Below are 15,616 nucleotides of genomic sequence, written 5' to 3'. Positions count from 1 at the left end.
CGCCGCGCGCCGGGCGCCCGATCGGGCCGCTGCGTTCAAAATTTGAATTCCGTGATCAGTGGTGCGTGGTCCGATGGCTTGGCCCAGCCGCGACTGTCCTCATGCACGACATGGCTGGTGGCCTTGTTCTCCAGCTCGGGGCTGACCCAGACATGATCCAGCCGGCGTCCTTTATCCGATGCCCGCCAGTCGCGTGCGCGATAGCTCCACCAGGTATAGAGCCGCTCGGGAGCCGGGATCATCTTGCGGCCAATATCAACCCAGCCATGCGCTTCCTGCATTTTCGCCAGTGTATCAATCTCGATTTGCGTGTGGCTGACCACGTTGATCAGCTGCTTGTGGCTCCAGACGTCGGATTCCAGCGGGGCGACATTGAAATCGCCGAGTAGGATTGTCGGCGTGTCGAGCGCGGCGGACCAGTCGGTCATGCGCTGATAGAAATCCAGCTTCTGGCCAAATTTCGGATTGACCTCGCGATCCGCAACTTCCCCACCGGCGGGGATATAGACATTTTCGATCCGCACCCCATTTTCAAGCCGAGCGCCAACATGGCGGGCTTCGCCATTGGCCTGCCAATCGAATCGCTCTTCCTTGTGCAGCGGGACGCGGCTGATCATGGCCACGCCATGGTGCATCGGCTGGCCGTTCAGAACCAGGTGATTATAGCCCAATTGGCGGAAAATTCCTTCGGGAAACTGGTCATCGCGAACCTTGGTTTCCTGCAGACAAAGGACATCGGGGGCCTCTTCCCGCAAGAATCGCTCGACGATCTCGAGTCGCGCACGGACGCTGTTAATGTTCCAGCTTACTATCTTCAGAGTGTCTGTCATGCCCATGTCCTAGCCATGCTAGGGCCGAAACCCAAGCCCCAAGCCAAGAAATTTTCACTATGGGAAGAATATTCAAGATTATGATTTTGAACGAAAAACCCCCACCTCCGGGGGCATTTAGGAGGTGGGGGCTAACTCGCGTTCGTCACGCTTAGAATGTTCCGAGATTTGTAAAGTCAGGTAACAGGGGGAAAACCTGACCGCCTCTTCGCATCCTGTATTCCTTATAGAACCGCGTTTCTGTCGCTTAGATGAACAAAACCTGTTAGCGCATCCGCTGGTCGAGGCCGCGCCTCCGTTCATCGCCCTCCGCGACGTTTTCGACGGGGATCGGTCCAATTGAACGTGCTATTGGGTACCGAGACGCCGAATTTCTGATCCGAAAGCCGGATCGAGGTGCGGTTGTTTTTCGAATCCAGCGATACCCAGCCATCCAGCCGCAATCCGGCCGGCGCGCTGGGTACTTTGGTGAAGACCATCGTAATAACGCCGTATTCTGGGCGTTTCGGGTCGCGGACTTCGACGCTGAGCACGTTGGGATTGCGCGTTGCGATCATTTTTCCATATTTGGACAGGTCCCGTTCGGGGTTGAGCAGCGCGCCAAGCGGGCTGTTCCTGATCGGCCAGCGCTGGACCTGATTCACCTCGTAATCGATCATCGTCAGCGACTTTCCGTTGCCGACAATCAACAGATCTGCCTCCTTGCCATATTGAAAGCGAATGCGTCCGGGTTGTTTGAGTGTCAGTTTCCCTGGGAGAATCCTGCCACTGCGATCGGTCTGGGTAAAATTGGCCGTCATTGTCGTCATTGCGCGCAGATGCGCTGAAATCTTGTCCAGATTGTCGCTTGGGCTCTGTTGCGCCGTCGCCGGGACACTGGCGGTTACCGCTAGCGGCAGGGCGACAAGGGCGGCGGCATATTTCAACATCTTGAAAACTCCTGATAAATCATGCGTCTGTCTGCATCAGAGGGATTGAACCAAAGCTGAATTGCATGGCCCGCCGGCCCTTTTGCCCCGCAGCTCAGCGAATCTCGCCATTTTGATCCCGCAACACTTCCCTCCGGCCAATATGATTGGGTGGGCTGATAAATTCATCTTCCTCCATCCGGTCGATGATTCGCGCTGCGGTGTTATAGCCGATCCGCATCTGGCGCTGGAGCCAGCTGGTCGACACTTTCTGGCCTTCGAACACGATCTGGCAGGCCTGGGCATATTGCCGGTCTTCCTTGCTGTCAGACAGATCGGCCCCATCAAGCGCATAGCCGCCATCTTCCGGTTCTTCGGTCACCGCCTGAATATATTCCGGTGATCCCTGCGAGCGCCAATGATCGGCGACCATGCGGACTTCGTCATCAGAAACAAAAGGACCATGAACACGGGTCAACTGTTTGCCGCCGGGCATATAAAGCATATCGCCCTTGCCGAGCAGCTGTTCCGCGCCCTGCTCGCCAAGAATGGTTCGCGAATCGATTTTCGAGGTGACGTGGAAGCTGATGCGTGTCGGCAGATTGGCCTTGATCACGCCGGTGATGACATCCACCGAGGGGCGCTGGGTGGCCATGATCAGATGGATGCCGGCGGCGCGGGCCTTTTGCGCGAGCCGCTGGATCAGGAATTCGACTTCCTTGCCGGCGGTCATCATCAGGTCCGCGAGCTCGTCGACGATGATCACAATCTGCGGCAGCACTTCATAATCGAGCTGCTCTTCTTCATAGATCGGGCGCGAGGTTTCGGGGTCATATCCGGTCTGAACCTTGCGGCCGAGCGGGTTGCCCTTGGCTTTGGCGGCTTTCACTTTCTCGTTATAATTTGCAAGATTGCGCACCGAAATGGACGACATCATCCGGTAGCGTTCTTCCATCTGCTCGACCGCCCATTTGAGCGCACGGACCGCTTTGGCGGGTTCGGTCACGACCGGCGACAGCAGATGTGGGATATCATCATAGGTGCTCAGCTCGAGCATCTTCGGATCGATCATGATCATCTTGCACTGATCCGGCGTCAGACGATAGAGCAGCGACACGATCATGCAGTTGAGACCCACCGACTTACCCGAGCCGGTGGTCCCCGCGATCAGCAAGTGGGGCATCGGCGCGAGGTCGGCAATGACCGGATCGCCCGAGATATTCTTGCCGAGAATGATCGGCAATTGTCCGCTTTGGTCATTGAAGCTGTCGCTGCCGATCATCTCGTGCAGCACGACCGATTCGCGCTGCACATTCGGCAATTCGATGCCCATCACGGTGCGGCCGGGAATAGCGGCGACACGGGCGGAGAGCGCCGACATGTTGCGGGCGATGTCCTCAGCGAGCTGGATGACCCGACTGGCCTTGATGCCGGGAGCGGGTTCGAGCTCGTACATGGTGACGACGGGGCCGGGCCGCACCGCATTGATCGTGCCCTTCACATGGAAATCATCGAGCACCGACTCCAGCAACCGCGCATTGCGTTCCAGCCCGGCCTTGTCGATGACATTATTGGCTTCTTCGGGGCGCGGCGTCAGCAGATCGATCGAGGGCAGCGAATAGGGGCCAAAGAAATCGCCCTGCTTGCCGCTCGACAAATTGGCTTTTTTGGGCGGCAACGTGCGATCGCTAATCTCCGGTGGCGGGCGATTATCCGGTTTGACCGCCTTTCGCGGCGCCGGTGCTTTCTTCGCTTTCACTGGCGTCTCTTCGTCACCGGTTTCGATGACCAGTCCGCTATCTTCCTCACGCGCAGCGAATTTGGGCAATTTGATCTGCGGCATGGCGAATAGCGGCCGGTCGAGGCGCAGGCTGAGATAACCGATCACCAGTCCACTGGTCATGGTCACGGCAACCAGCAATCCCGAAATCAAGCCGCTCCAGCTGTTCGACAGGCTGTTCAAGCCAGCGCCAATCGCCTTGGCAGACAATAATCCGGTCAGACCGCCCCAGCCGGAGGGAAGGTCGGCCTGGCTGTCCGCGAACCAGAGTGACAGACCGACACCCAGCAACAGCGCTGCAACCAGGCACCAGAAGAGCTGTTTTTTCCACTCTTCCTGGGGGATGTCACGCCACAATCGGTGGGCGAGGATCAGGATCAGGGGGAGGAACAGGGCGACCGGTACACCCAGCAAGGAAAGCAACAGATCCGAAATATAGGCGCCTGGCGCGCCCATCCAGTTGTGATCAACACTGCCGGCGGCGGTGTTGAAGGACGGATCGCTCGGCGAATAGCTGACCAGCGCGAGAAACAGAAAGCCGGTCGTCACTGTCAGTGCCACCGCTCCGATCAGGGCGCCGCTGCGCAGCAAGCTTTGCCGCATCACGTCGCGCCAATGGGATTGCTTTGCTTTACCGGCCATAATCTACTCCCGCGGCCAGACCAACCGGCTGACCATTAACTCTCTTCTCTTCCTTTGCGCGAATCGGGGAGTCGCCGTCAAGTTTTGTCACGCTTTCTTCCCCGAAAATCCTTTCCTTTGGCCCCGCCGCTGCCTATCTTTAGAGCGAACAGCGAATGGAAAGGCGGGTTGATGAGCCAAGCGAGCGAAAAGCATGATGTGCTGATATTGGGCGCTGGCCTGATCGGTCTGACCCAGGCCCTGACTCTGGCCGCCCATGGCCTGCGGGTCGCAGTGATAGACCGGGCCGAGCCCGAGATGTTGCTCGCACCCGGAACCGACGCACGGGTTTCGGCGATCAACAGCGCGAGCTGGGCGATGTACGAAGCGATTGGCATAGCCGATGCGCTCCGCCCCCAGGGCTGTCCGATCGCCAAGATTGTCATCAATGATGGTCTGAAACCCGGCAAGCTTGATTTTGCCCCCGATAGCGAAGACGGCCCGCTCGGCATGATGGTCGAGAATGCGCTGCTGCGGCGGACCTTGTTCGAAGCCGCCCAGGCAGAAGACCAGATTACGGTGCATATGCCGGCATCGATGACCAGTCATCAGCGCGATGACCATGGTGTTTCGATCACGCTCGAGAGCGGAGCGCATTTGGCCGCGCCGCTGATGATCGCGGCCGACGGACGCGGCAGTGCCATGCGCGAGGCCGCCGGGATCACAATGGCGCGCTGGCAATATGAACATAGCGCGATTATCTGCACGGTCGCCCATGAGCAATCCCACGCAGATACGGCTTATGAGATATTCTATCCCAGCGGACCGTTTGCGGTTCTGCCGATGCGCGATGATAGCGATGGGCGGCATCGATCGGCCGTTGTCTGGACGGTGGCGAGAGAAGATGGTCCGGCGCTGGCGCGGATCAACGGGCGTGCCTTTGCCGCGGAACTGATGAAAAAAACCGGCGGATTTCTAGGCGGTATGACGGTGCTTTCTGACCGCTCTACCTATCCGCTGGGCTTTCACCACAGCGCCGATCTGACCGCGCAGCGGTTGGCGCTGGTTGGCGATGCCGGGCACGGTATTCATCCCATTGCAGGGCAGGGCCTGAACCTCGGTCTTCGGGATGTGGCAGCACTGACGGAATGTCTGGTCGATGGCGCACGCACCGGGCTCGATCTTGGTGATGCACAGATATTGGCGCGCTATGATCGTTGGCGGGGTCTCGACAATCTGATGGTATCGGCCGCGACCGACATTCTTACGCGCCTGTTTGGCCTGCCTGGGGACACGTCATCCGCTATCCGCCGGTTCGGAATCGGTCTGGTGCAGCGCATTCCGCCGCTCAAGGCCCAGTTTATGGCGGAAGCGCGAGGCGAAAGCGGTGATCTGCCGAAACTGTTAATGGGTGACTTGGTTTAGCCGTTCGCAGGTCTAGCGATATGCCGGTACCGTTGATCGATCGATGAACAGGATGCCGTCATACTGATCACTCGGAATAATCGAATATTGTCCAAACGCGCCGCCCCAATAAAAGGCTTCGGTCCGTTCAAAAATGAAATCATTTCCGTCTTCGCGCGTCTGGCTGGCTGACGTGTCGACAAACAGGGCCGCCTTGCGAATGGAATAGGCGATCGCTTCCAGGCTGTTGTCGCGGGGAATCGAAACCGGAATAGATGTCCCGCCATTATCGGCCGTCGCGCCGCGCAGCATATATAGTCCGATCGTATAGAGATCATCCGGAAACGCCGCACGCAGATGAAAACCCATCGGGACGCTGGGATAGTTGGAAATGCTGTCAATCGGTTGGGTCGGACTCTGTCCCAGGGCCACGTGGCGGTTATGTGCCCAGATCACGATCTTCTCACCCGGGAACAGCTCCGATCGCAGCTGCTGGAAGATATCGGCCATCGCCTCGTCGCGCACGTTTCCGGTGTCCCGGGTGCGATAGGATGCGAGGCTGTTGTCAATTTGTCCGATCGCCGCAAAAGCCGTGATATACAGAATTTTTACATCGCGATCCGCAGACCCCAATGCGAGCAGTTCACTACGGCTTTGAACCAGCGCGGCGCGTATCGAATCGGCTTCGGATACGATCTGGTCGCAAGTGGCATTTTGTTGGCTGAAGCAGCTCTGTCGGGAAAAATCGATCTGCATGTCCTGATAGTTGGTCAACGCGTTGCGCAACGCGATTTTTTGCGTTGCGGAGACCCCCGTTGTCGACGGAAGCGCGTCGATAAACGGATAGACTTCGTTGAAAAAGCTCGAACTGACCTGGGTGTCGAAGCCGGCGATGCGCAGCGGGTTGCTGGTCGACTGGCTTTCCTGAATATAGCGGAACAGCTCGAACACCTCATCGGTATGCCAAACCGGGAATAAAAAGCGCATCAATCGGTTGGGGTCCGCGATTGAGCGACCGCGGTCGGCCTGGAAGCCATCGAAAAATCCGCTTTCGAACGCGACCACGGAAAAGCCCATTTCCTGGTGCAGATATTTGATCAGTCGCGTTTTGACCTGGTTAAATTCACGGGTGCCGTGCGAACTTTCGCCGAGCTGGACGATGGTTTTGTCACCGATCAGTCCGGCCAAAAAGCGCAGGTCGGAAAAGTCGCGGTCATAGGTGACGGAACGGATCGGTTGGTGATTGCTGGCCAGCCAGTCGGTATAAATCTGCAGGTTGACCGGTGGCCGGGAAAGCGCAGGCGTCTGCAATTCGGCATCGGAGAGCAGCTTGTCCTGGGTCAAATCTGGCGAGCCGCCCGTTGGTGTTGGTGCTGGTGTCGGTGTCGGAGCAGGCGTTGGCGTCGGGGGCGTGGGCAGTTGAACGGGCGGCGTCGGATTGTTGCCGCCCCCTCCGCCGCAACTCATCAGCATCACGCTCATGGCAGCCGATGCGAGACATTTGTTCAGCAATGACAAGGTGGTTTTCATGGGAAAGATGTCTGGGCCCGGCTAGACGATTGGAAAGCACCATAGCACCAGATTTTTTTCGAAAATTCAATAGGTTTCAGTCGTTTAGGAAAATGGGCGAGGCTGGCCACCACAAACCCGCGCTCATGGCAGGCATAAGAAAACCCGCCAGATCGCTCTGGCGGGGTTTCTAGAACTTATCGGTCGATTCAGGCGTAGCGGACAGTGGTGTTCGTCTTGCGGGTCCGCCGCAGCGCGCCGCCAATGGCGCCAAATCCGAGGATCATGAATGCCCAGGTCGCCGGTTCGGGAACCGCCGCAATGGAAACATTGTCAAATTCAAACGAATTGCGGCCACTCAGAAACTCCAGCGACTGCAACTGGGTTGGTGCATCAAACTGGAGGTTGAACCGGAAATTGGTGCCGAAGGAACTCTGGTCGCCATTGGCCGGCGGCAGATCGTTGCCGGTGATCGTGAAATTGCCTGAATCGGTAAAGACGTTCAGGCTGTTATAGGTGTCGACGCTGCCCCAATCGAGCGAGAAGCCGGAAACCAGCTGGTTTACCGCTAGCGAAGCGCTGCCGCCCCCGAGAATGGCGATCTGTGATGTGCTGTTGCCGGGCAGTGCTGCGGCATTGCCCTGGCTGGATGAGAAATTGATAAAGCTGCCGGTCAAGGCGCCGCCGCAATCGGTCACGCCATCACAGATCAGCGTGTCATTCGCATTGATGACCCCGATCGGCCCTTGGGTGATGACCATGGCAGCCTGTGCCGGAGCGACGCTCAAGCCGAATGCGGTTGCCGCCAGAAGTGATGTTTTGATACGCATGATAAATCCCTGATTTGCTACTCGAACACGCAACAGGCGGTTCGTCATAAAGACCCTGAACAGCCGGTAAACCATCCGGGTTGCAGACACAAAGACAATGCGTCACATCCCTGCGAATGTCCATGATCGGGACGGTTTCGCTTGCAAGTATTTACATCTGAAATGACCAGAAAAAACCGGTTACGGGCTGATCGAAACTATCGGGGGCCTTGGCCGTCATCCACTTTGATAATGGTTCCGGTAACCGCTTCGGAAGAGGGTGAAACCAGGAACAGCAAAGTGCTGTCCATCTGTGCGGTCTGGCACATGCGCTTGCGCGGAAAATGTTGCGAAATATCGCCCATTCTTTCGACCATTCCATCCATCATTTCGGTGGAAAAGGCGCCGGGAGCAATCGCATTGACATTGATGAAGAAGCGCGACCATTCCACTGCCAGCGCTTCCGTCATTCTGGCCAGACCGGCTTTCGTGGTGGAGTACAGAGCCGCGCCATTGCCATCATAATGATAGGCCAAGGTCGATGCGATATTGACGATGCGACCGGGTTTTTTGGCGTCGATCAGCGGGCGTGCGACTTCGTTGGACAGAATATAGGCGCTGCGCAAATTGGTATCGATCATATTGTCCACGAAATCGGGGGTCATCGCGACCGCCCTTTTGGCATCGGGAATGCCCGCATTATTGATCAATATGTCCGGTTGTCCGAGCGATTCCGTCACCGCAGGCACGATTGCGACCAGCTGATCTGCGTCTCTGACATCCAGATCAAAGGCCTGCGCAGTGCCGCCGTCCGCTTCGATCTCACTGACCAGCCTGTCGAGCTTTTCCCGGCGTCTTGCGGTGCAGGCTACCTTCGCCCCGCAGGCCGCGAGGACTTTTGCAAAGCGGTGGCCAAAGCCGGACGATGCGCCGGTCACAATGGCGGTATGACCGCTCAGGTCGATTGAAAATTGGGGCGTCGTCATGGTCGGGCATCCTCTGCTGGTAACCAACAGGGGATGCCCGAGAATTTGTGCTCATTGCAAGCAGTTACTGCCGATGGGCGATATTATCCGCGCAAATCCTGTTCGGTGATCGGCACGATCTTCAGTTCGACCCGGCGATTGGCGGCGCGCCCTTCCTCGGTGCTGTTGCTGGCAACCGGCTGGCTTTCGCCATAGCCGCGGGTTTCGATCCGTGCCTGCTGAACGCCGCTATTGCTAAGGAAATTGGCAACCGAAGTGGCGCGGCGCTCGGAAAGCGACTGGTTATATTGGTCGCTTCCGGTGCTGTCCGTATGTCCGTAGATGTCAATATAGCTTTTCTCATATTGCGAAAGCGTATCCGAGACCGTGGCCAGGGTTTGCTGAAACTCCGGTTGGATGGCAGCGCTGTTGACCGGGAAGGTGACATTGGACGGCATGTTGAGGATCAGATTGTCGCCATCGCGGGTCACGTCAATACCGGTCCCGGCGGTTTGCTGCCGCAGTTTCTTCTCCTGCTCGTCCATATAATAGCCGACGCCGGCGCCGGCCAGGCCACCAAGGCCTGCGCCAAGGATCTTGGCGGTCCGGTCGTTGCGACCGCCGATAATGTCGCCTAGCAAATAGCCGCCCAAAGCGCCGCCAATGCCGCCGATCGCCGCCTTGGAAAGCACGCGATTGCCGGTTTCAGGATTGGTCGTGCAGCCGCTCGCCACCATCACGGCGCTGAGCGACAAGGCGGTTAGAAATCCGTTTCGTTTCAACATAGTCTATTCCCTCTATTCTGTAGGCCAGCGTCAAACGCATTTTGTCGCATTGCGCGGCGCAGGCCCTGAAAAATTTCGATAAATTCCTATAACGGATCCCAGATGAACCGGAAATTATGAACCGGGTCTGACAGGGTATTTGATATTTTGTAAAACATGTGGCTATAGGGTTGCTTTGCTGCGGCGCGGTTTCTCTATTGGATATTATGACACCCTTTCCCTGGTTTGATGTCGTTATCATCGTAATTCTGGTGCTGATCAATGGCGTGTTCGCAATGTCCGAACTCGCCATCGTCTCTGCGCGCAAGGCCTCCTTGCACTCGGCCGCCGAAAAAGGCAGCCGCGGCGCAAAGATCGCATTGCGCCTCGCGGCGGACCCCGGCAAGTTTCTGTCGACCGTACAAATCGGGATCACGCTGATCGGTATCATTGCCGGCGCTTTTTCGGGGGCGAGTCTCGGCGGACCGGTCGCGGAGCGGCTGGCCGCGCTGGGCATGGCGCCCGATTTGTCCGCAAGCATCGGCTTTGCCCTGGTGATCGGCTTGACCACATATGCGTCCCTGGTGATCGGTGAACTGGTGCCCAAGCAATTTGCTCTGCGTTCATCGGAAAAAATAGCGGTCATCATGGCACCACCGATGGATTTGCTCGCCCGCATTGCCGCGCCGCTGGTGTGGCTGCTGGACGGCACCAGCGCGCTGATTTTCCGCCTGTTGCGCCTGAAACGCAACCAGTCGAGTCATGTCACCGCAGATGAACTGCAAATGGTGTTCGCCGAAGCCACTCGATCGGGCGTTATCGAAGAGCATGAGCGGGCGGTGATTGCCGGGGTGGTGCGGATGGCGGATCGGCCGATCCGGGAGGTGATGACACCGCGGACCGAAGTTGATTGGCTCGATATTTCCGCGACCACTGAAGATATCCACGCCATGCTGATCGAATCACCGCACAGCCGTATTCCGGTTGCCGAGGATCTCGGTCGACGAGATTAAAGGCGTGGTGCAGGCGCGGGATATTGTTGCCGCACAATTGAGCGGGGAAACTCTGGATCTAAGCGCGCTGCTGCGACCGCTGGAAAAAGTACCTGATCAGCTTGATGCGCTCGATGCGCTGGAAATTCTGCGGGAAGCTGAAGTGCCGATGGTGCTTGTCCATGACGAATATGGGCATTTTGAAGGGATCGTCACGCCGAATGATCTGCTGAGTTCGATTGCCGGCGAATTTGTCTCGGACCAGGATGAGAAGACCCAGCGCAGCCTGATCGAGCGCGCAGATGGGAGCTTCCTGGTATCCGGTGCCATGTCGATCGATGCGCTGGCCGATCGTCTGGGGATCAAGCTTCCCGATGACCGCGACTATGCGACCGTCGCCGGCCACGCGCTGGGGCAGCTGCGCCATCTCCCCGAAGAAGGCGAGCATTTCGAGGACCAGAACTGGCTGTTCGAAATTATCGACATGGACGGCCGCAAGATCGACAAGCTGATCGTGCGTGAAATCGAACCTGCGGCAGCCGACTAAGGCTTAAAGTTTACCATATTTCTTTTCAAAGCCGGCAATATCATCCTTGGCAAGATATTTGGCCTGATCGATCCAGGCATCGCGCGTGATCCGCCCGCTGAAGCTTTCCAGATAGCGATCAACTTCCTGAATTTCCGCTTCTTTCCAGGCGGCGATCTGGTCAAAACGCGTGATGCCAAGATTGTTGAGAAGCGTGTTCAGTTTCGGACCGACGCCCTTGATCAGGCGAAGATTATCGGGGTCGCCTACTGCTTCGGCAATATTCGGTTTCCCCTCCGGAGCCGGCGCGGCTGGTGCCGGTGCCACCGCTGGCTTCTTGCGCGGTTGGGGGGCTGGCGTAACCTTGGGTTCGGGCTTAACTGCGGGCGCCGGTTTCGCTTTCGCAGCAGGCGCGGCTGCTGCTGCGGCGGCTACCGGTGCCACTTTAACCGGCTCTGGTGCCGGCGCGGGCGCCGGGGCTGGTGTGACTGGTTCGGGAACGACCGCATCGCTGGCTTTTTCAAGCAAGCCATCATTGGCGTCAAACTGTCCGGCGGTGCTGTCTCTGCCGGATGCTGCCCACGCCCAGAACGCGGTCGCAATGCCGATCAAAAAGGCGGCAACCAATAGCAGCCAATTGGCGGAAATCAGCGAAATCATGACGTAAAACCCCTATATTCACTTCAGTGGAATGGTGATGCGGTTGCGCGCTCTTACAGCTCTTCGCGATCCCGGCCCCAGATAAACCATCCGATGCCAAGGCCAATTGCAAAAGTTACCATCAGGAGCAATAGATTTTCGACTAATAAAGGCATGGATCATTCCCCCTGTTGCGATTCCGCATCATTTTTATTTAACGTAGCCGCTGGCTGTATTTTAAATTCTATCCGTCTGTTCTGTGCAGCCGCTTCCGGGCCGGTGGCCGGATTGAGCGGTTGTTCGGCACCATATCCGGTTGCGGTGACAAGATTTTCAGCAATACCCCGTTCGATCAATCCGGCGCGCACGCGGTCCGCCCGCTCTTGCGAGAGGATTTTGTTGACCTGAGCATTGCCCGCCCCGTCGGTATGTCCGCCAATGGCGACACCCAGCTCGGAACAGGGTTTCAGCGCTGCGGCCACCTGGTCGAGAATCTTGTTTGAAGCCGGGGAAATATAGGCGCTGCCGGAACGGAAGCTGAGTTTCTGGTCCCCCACCGCGCTATCGACGGCGGACTGGCACTGGGTCACCGCCGGATCGCTGCCGGCCGCGCCCTTTTCCGTGGCGGCCGCCGTATCGGCATTGGCTACAGGCTTTTCACCGGCCCAGCGCGCGCCGCTCACTCCGGGAATGCCGGCCACAGTCGCCAGCGCTTTCTGCTTGATCTCATCGGATACGTCGCCGTCCAGAATGGCCGAACGGGAAAGGCTCCCGTTGGAAAAGGACGCCGACACGCCATCAATGCCCTGGGCAGCCATTTCTTTTTGAGCGGTCGATTCCAAGTTCGATATAAAGCCATCGGCCGTTGCCATATGGCCGACGATGGCGACAAGCGCTGTCACTATAGCGCCGGTGAATATCTTACCCCCAATTTCCATTGCGGAACCCCTATCTCAATTCATGTTCTCATTCGGATGATCAATCAAAATGAAGGAAAACCAACGACGAGTCCAGTTGCCCAGAGCGGCTTGTTCGTCATTTGTCCGACGAGTCGAGCCGAATGTGTCCCCATATGAGACAAGTGTTTATCAAATATGGTTAACAAAGGCCGCCGAACCAGATGCCAGAGCGGGTTGTGGTCGAATCAGCTGCGCTCTTGTGCGCGCGCGAGATCATTGAGCTTGCGAAATTCTTGGCGCCAGAATGTTCCGCCCTTTCCGGAAAGCTTGCGGATGTTCGGAAAATCGAAATCACCGAGATATTTGTCGCCGCGCAATTTCTGTCCAAAGGCTGCGACCGCAATGGCAAAGGCCATATCCCCGGTCGGTGTTGCCGCGTCGCGCAATTGGGCCATCGAAATGGGGCGGGAGATCAACCGGGACCGGTCGCCTTTGGGTAATTTGTAGCGCAATTTGACCTGAGCCAGTTCACCCGCGAAGCGACTCTTTTGGGGCGCATCCTGATTGGCGCGATAGCGGCGTTCGGGCAGCCAGCCGGCGGCCGATCGCGGCATGATCTCATACAGGGCGGTTACCTGATGACCTGCTCCGATATCGCCGGCATCGATCCGGTCATTGTCGAAATCCTCTTCGGCGAGCAGCCGGTTTTCATATCCGATCAGCCGATATTCTTTGACATGGGCCGGGTTGAATTCGATTTGAATCTTTACATCCTTGGCGATGGTGAACAGCGTCGAACTCAATTCTTCGCTCAGCACCTTTTGGGCTTCCATCGCGCTGTCAATATAGGCGTAATTGCCGTTCCCGACATTGGCGATACCCTCCATCAATTCATCGCGGATATTGCCGGTCCCAAAGCCAAGCATGGTCAGTGTGACGCCGGATTCCCGCTGTTTGGCGACGATTTTCTTCAGATCATCGGTATTTTTCGTGCCGACGTTAAAATCGCCATCGGTGGCCATGATGATCCGGTTGATACCCTGATCGATAAAGGTCCGGCGTGCGGTGGAATAAGCCAGTTTCAGGGCGTCGCCACCGGCGGTGGAACCGCTAGCATGAAGGCAGTCCACGGCTTCCTTGATATGGCTTTTGTCGGAAGTTGGGGCGAGCAAAGTGCCGACCGTGCCCGAATAGACCACGATGGACACGCGATCGTCGGGTTGCAATTCGTCGGCCAGACCGCGCAAGGTCGATTGCACCAGCGGCAGCTTGTCCTTGCTCCCCATCGATCCCGAAACATCGACCAGAAACACCAGATTGGCTCGTGGCCGTTCGGCCCGGTTGAGGTCATAGCCACGCAATCCGATGCGGAGCAGGCGGCTTTCGTCATGCCATGGGGTTTTGGCGATGTCGGTGCTCACCGAAAACGGCGTGTCCCGGTTCTCCGGTCGCGGATAGTCATAGCGGAAATAATTGATCAGTTCTTCCGTGCGAACCGCGGCGGATGGCGGCATTTGTCCGTCGTTGAGGAAGCGTCGTACATTGGAATAGCTCGCGGTGTCGACATCCACGGCGAAAGTGGAAACCGGGTTTTCGGTGACCCGTTGAATAGAGGCAACCGCGTTGTCGGCATATTTTTCCCGGTTTTGCTGCACCGGGACCGGATAGGGATAGGGCCGCGGAGAGGCGATTCTGGACGAGCTGGAAGAGGTTCCGGCGACTGATCGCATGATACCGCCGGACGGCGCGACTGCCGGCGGCGGTGGTGGTGGGGGGAGGGCTCAATTGCCCGCGCTGTGGTTGCACCGATCGCCGAATCTTTTGTCCGGTAGTCGTGACACGATCACCGGTGGGACGCGCGAACAGGCTGCAATTGACCGGATGGGGCGGGGGCAAGCGGACGAGATCCGGGCGCTTGCCTTGCCGGGACTGGGCGTCCAGCGGGGCGGCTCCCGATGTGCCCAGCAAGCCGACAGCTGCCAGGCCGGATAAAAATTTCGAAAGCGCTGGAATCTGTCTCATGACCATATTCTCCCCAAGTCGAACCCGAGGCAGAAGGTGCGCCAGGTAAGCTGACTGGAGAATGAACCAATGATATAAGGTTACATTCTCCAGTCAGGCTTTGGGTGGAATCAAGCGAGTTTCTTGCGCAGCCGTTTGGACCGTGCTTCCGGGCTGGGATGAGTCTGCAGCCAGGGCAGGCCGCCACCGCCGCCGCTCAGGCCGGCCAGCTTGTCGAGCGCGGTGACGCAGGCCATCGGATCATATTGTTTCTGCTGCATAAAGCTCAAGGCATAGTCATCCGCCTCTTTTTCATGTTTCTGCGAATGCTGAGAGCTGATCACGTCGCCAAATAATTTGCCGAGTTTGGAATTGGCGATCTTGCCGACTTTCCCGCCAGCGGCATCCGCAACACCCAGAGCGGCTTCCTTTTGCAGGGCGCCCTGCATGCGCTTTTTGGTATGGCCTTCTTTGACATGGCCGATTTCGTGACCGATGACATAGCGCACTTCGTCGTCGGTAAACTTGTCCATCAACCCGGCAAACACCCGGATCGTGCCGTTGGCCATCGCAAAGGCATTCACATCGCGAACCAGATAGGCTTTGATGTCGAGGTCCAGACCGTCATGGTTCTTGAGCCCTTTGGACAGGTTTGCGATCCGCTTGCCATAAGGGTCATTGGCCCCCGCAACCGGATTGCGCCCGTCCATATCCGCAGCCATCTGGTCGAAATAGACCGCCATTTCCTCGTCATTATACGATCCGGCCTTGGCTATTTTTCCGGCGGCGCCGAGCCCTTTTTTCAAGTTGAACTGCGCGTGCAGCGGTGCGCTCGCGCTGACGCCGCCGGCCAGGGCGGCTAACACCATGATTTGTCGCCGTGTCAGTATCATGTCATCGTTTTTCATGTGTTCCCAATCCTTTTTCCGCCCCCGGAGCACGGTTTATGCAAAAAAAGGTCACGTTTTA

The 15,616-nt window shown here is 57.6% G+C and carries 13 protein-coding genes and 1 pseudogene; 3 read left to right on the top strand and 11 right to left on the bottom strand.

The features are described 5' to 3' along the window. Positions 1 to 35 precede the first annotated feature (35 nt). The 3 genes from xth to ACZ1GS_RS12535 all read right to left on the bottom strand — a co-directional run bounded on the left by xth (position 36) and on the right by ACZ1GS_RS12535 (position 4,160). Complete coding sequence (xth, locus tag ACZ1GS_RS12545; protein WP_472695521.1) at positions 36 to 830, bottom strand: exodeoxyribonuclease III; 795 nt, start codon at positions 828 to 830, stop codon at positions 36 to 38. A gap of 299 nt (positions 831 to 1,129) precedes the next feature. After that, positions 1,130 to 1,759: a LolA family protein gene (locus ACZ1GS_RS12540; protein ID WP_472695520.1), complete on the bottom strand. Its 630-nt coding sequence runs from the start codon at positions 1,757 to 1,759 to the stop codon at positions 1,130 to 1,132. Between the two features lie 94 nt (positions 1,760 to 1,853). Next, on the bottom strand, positions 1,854 to 4,160 hold the full coding sequence (locus tag ACZ1GS_RS12535; RefSeq protein ID WP_472695519.1) for a DNA translocase FtsK: 2,307 nt from the start codon (positions 4,158 to 4,160) through the stop codon (positions 1,854 to 1,856). 171 nt (positions 4,161 to 4,331) lie between these two features. On the opposite strand from ACZ1GS_RS12535, the gene ACZ1GS_RS12530 reads away from it, so the two are divergent. After that, positions 4,332 to 5,564, top strand: a complete 1,233-nt coding sequence (locus ACZ1GS_RS12530) for a UbiH/UbiF/VisC/COQ6 family ubiquinone biosynthesis hydroxylase (protein WP_472695518.1) — start codon at positions 4,332 to 4,334, stop codon at positions 5,562 to 5,564. Positions 5,565 to 5,576: 12 nt separating this feature from the next. On the opposite strand, the gene ACZ1GS_RS12525 is transcribed toward ACZ1GS_RS12530, so the two are convergent. From ACZ1GS_RS12525 to ACZ1GS_RS12510, 4 genes are all read right to left on the bottom strand, one after another. Then, a complete protein-coding gene (locus tag ACZ1GS_RS12525) occupies positions 5,577 to 7,073 on the bottom strand; it encodes an erythromycin esterase family protein (RefSeq protein ID WP_472695517.1) in 1,497 nt (498 codons plus the stop codon). Between the two features lie 188 nt (positions 7,074 to 7,261). Beyond that, positions 7,262 to 7,882, bottom strand: coding sequence for a PEPxxWA-CTERM sorting domain-containing protein (locus ACZ1GS_RS12520; RefSeq protein ID WP_472695516.1), 621 nt, complete (start codon positions 7,880 to 7,882; stop codon positions 7,262 to 7,264). A gap of 197 nt (positions 7,883 to 8,079) precedes the next feature. After that, positions 8,080 to 8,847 carry an SDR family NAD(P)-dependent oxidoreductase gene (locus tag ACZ1GS_RS12515; RefSeq protein ID WP_472695515.1) on the bottom strand — a complete coding sequence of 256 codons (768 nt, stop codon included), beginning with the start codon at positions 8,845 to 8,847 and terminating at the stop codon, positions 8,080 to 8,082. 83 nt (positions 8,848 to 8,930) lie between these two features. Next, positions 8,931 to 9,611 (bottom strand): YiaD family glycine zipper/OmpA-like lipoprotein, encoded by a 681-nt coding sequence (locus ACZ1GS_RS12510; protein ID WP_472695514.1) that lies wholly within the window; start codon positions 9,609 to 9,611, stop codon positions 8,931 to 8,933. Between the two features lie 206 nt (positions 9,612 to 9,817). On the opposite strand from ACZ1GS_RS12510, the pseudogene ACZ1GS_RS12505 reads away from it, so the two are divergent. Then, positions 9,818 to 11,129 (top strand): annotated as a pseudogene (locus ACZ1GS_RS12505) (hemolysin family protein). A 3-nt stretch (positions 11,130 to 11,132) separates the two neighbouring features. Here ACZ1GS_RS12505 and ACZ1GS_RS12500 read toward each other — a convergent pair. The 3 genes from ACZ1GS_RS12500 to ACZ1GS_RS12490 all read right to left on the bottom strand — a co-directional run bounded on the left by ACZ1GS_RS12500 (position 11,133) and on the right by ACZ1GS_RS12490 (position 14,376). Beyond that, positions 11,133 to 11,768: a hypothetical protein gene (locus tag ACZ1GS_RS12500; RefSeq protein ID WP_472695513.1), complete on the bottom strand. Its 636-nt coding sequence runs from the start codon at positions 11,766 to 11,768 to the stop codon at positions 11,133 to 11,135. A gap of 158 nt (positions 11,769 to 11,926) precedes the next feature. Then, on the bottom strand, positions 11,927 to 12,685 hold the full coding sequence (locus tag ACZ1GS_RS12495; protein WP_472695512.1) for an OmpA family protein: 759 nt from the start codon (positions 12,683 to 12,685) through the stop codon (positions 11,927 to 11,929). A 206-nt stretch (positions 12,686 to 12,891) separates the two neighbouring features. Then, entirely contained in the window at positions 12,892 to 14,376 is a 1,485-nt protein-coding gene (locus tag ACZ1GS_RS12490; protein WP_472695511.1) for a vWA domain-containing protein, read from the bottom strand. On the opposite strand from ACZ1GS_RS12490, the gene ACZ1GS_RS12485 reads away from it, so the two are divergent. Next, the gene (locus tag ACZ1GS_RS12485; RefSeq protein WP_472695510.1) at positions 14,375 to 14,638 is read left to right on the top strand and encodes a hypothetical protein; all 264 of its coding nucleotides are present in this window, start codon (positions 14,375 to 14,377) and stop codon (positions 14,636 to 14,638) included. The two genes, ACZ1GS_RS12490 and ACZ1GS_RS12485, sit on opposite strands and share 2 nt — an antisense overlap. Before the next feature lie 140 nt (positions 14,639 to 14,778). Here ACZ1GS_RS12485 and ACZ1GS_RS12480 read toward each other — a convergent pair whose 3' ends face one another. Then, complete coding sequence (locus tag ACZ1GS_RS12480; RefSeq protein ID WP_472695509.1) at positions 14,779 to 15,516, bottom strand: M48 family metalloprotease; 738 nt, start codon at positions 15,514 to 15,516, stop codon at positions 14,779 to 14,781. Positions 15,517 to 15,616: the final 100 nt, after the last annotated feature.

It is taken from the genome of Parasphingorhabdus sp. W113 (assembly GCF_055693205.1).
This window is presented reverse-complemented; position numbering and strand designations above follow the sequence as displayed.

What these genes read in the sequence shown, in the direction of transcription:
- xth (WP_472695521.1), bottom strand. Translation starts at nt 830, where the DNA reads ATGACAGACACTCTGAAGATAGTAAGCTGGAACATTAACAGCGTCCGT.
- ACZ1GS_RS12540 (WP_472695520.1), bottom strand. Translation starts at nt 1,759, where the DNA reads ATGTTGAAATATGCCGCCGCCCTTGTCGCCCTGCCGCTAGCGGTAACC.
- ACZ1GS_RS12535 (WP_472695519.1), bottom strand. Translation starts at nt 4,160, where the DNA reads ATGGCCGGTAAAGCAAAGCAATCCCATTGGCGCGACGTGATGCGGCAA.
- ACZ1GS_RS12530 (WP_472695518.1), top strand. Translation starts at nt 4,332, where the DNA reads ATGAGCCAAGCGAGCGAAAAGCATGATGTGCTGATATTGGGCGCTGGC.
- ACZ1GS_RS12525 (WP_472695517.1), bottom strand. Translation starts at nt 7,073, where the DNA reads ATGAAAACCACCTTGTCATTGCTGAACAAATGTCTCGCATCGGCTGCC.
- ACZ1GS_RS12520 (WP_472695516.1), bottom strand. Translation starts at nt 7,882, where the DNA reads ATGCGTATCAAAACATCACTTCTGGCGGCAACCGCATTCGGCTTGAGC.
- ACZ1GS_RS12515 (WP_472695515.1), bottom strand. Translation starts at nt 8,847, where the DNA reads ATGACGACGCCCCAATTTTCAATCGACCTGAGCGGTCATACCGCCATT.
- ACZ1GS_RS12510 (WP_472695514.1), bottom strand. Translation starts at nt 9,611, where the DNA reads ATGTTGAAACGAAACGGATTTCTAACCGCCTTGTCGCTCAGCGCCGTG.
- ACZ1GS_RS12500 (WP_472695513.1), bottom strand. Translation starts at nt 11,768, where the DNA reads ATGATTTCGCTGATTTCCGCCAATTGGCTGCTATTGGTTGCCGCCTTT.
- ACZ1GS_RS12495 (WP_472695512.1), bottom strand. Translation starts at nt 12,685, where the DNA reads ATGGAAATTGGGGGTAAGATATTCACCGGCGCTATAGTGACAGCGCTT.
- ACZ1GS_RS12485 (WP_472695510.1), top strand. Translation starts at nt 14,375, where the DNA reads ATGATACCGCCGGACGGCGCGACTGCCGGCGGCGGTGGTGGTGGGGGG.
- ACZ1GS_RS12490 (WP_472695511.1), bottom strand. Translation starts at nt 14,376, where the DNA reads ATGCGATCAGTCGCCGGAACCTCTTCCAGCTCGTCCAGAATCGCCTCT.
- ACZ1GS_RS12480 (WP_472695509.1), bottom strand. Translation starts at nt 15,516, where the DNA reads ATGGTGTTAGCCGCCCTGGCCGGCGGCGTCAGCGCGAGCGCACCGCTG.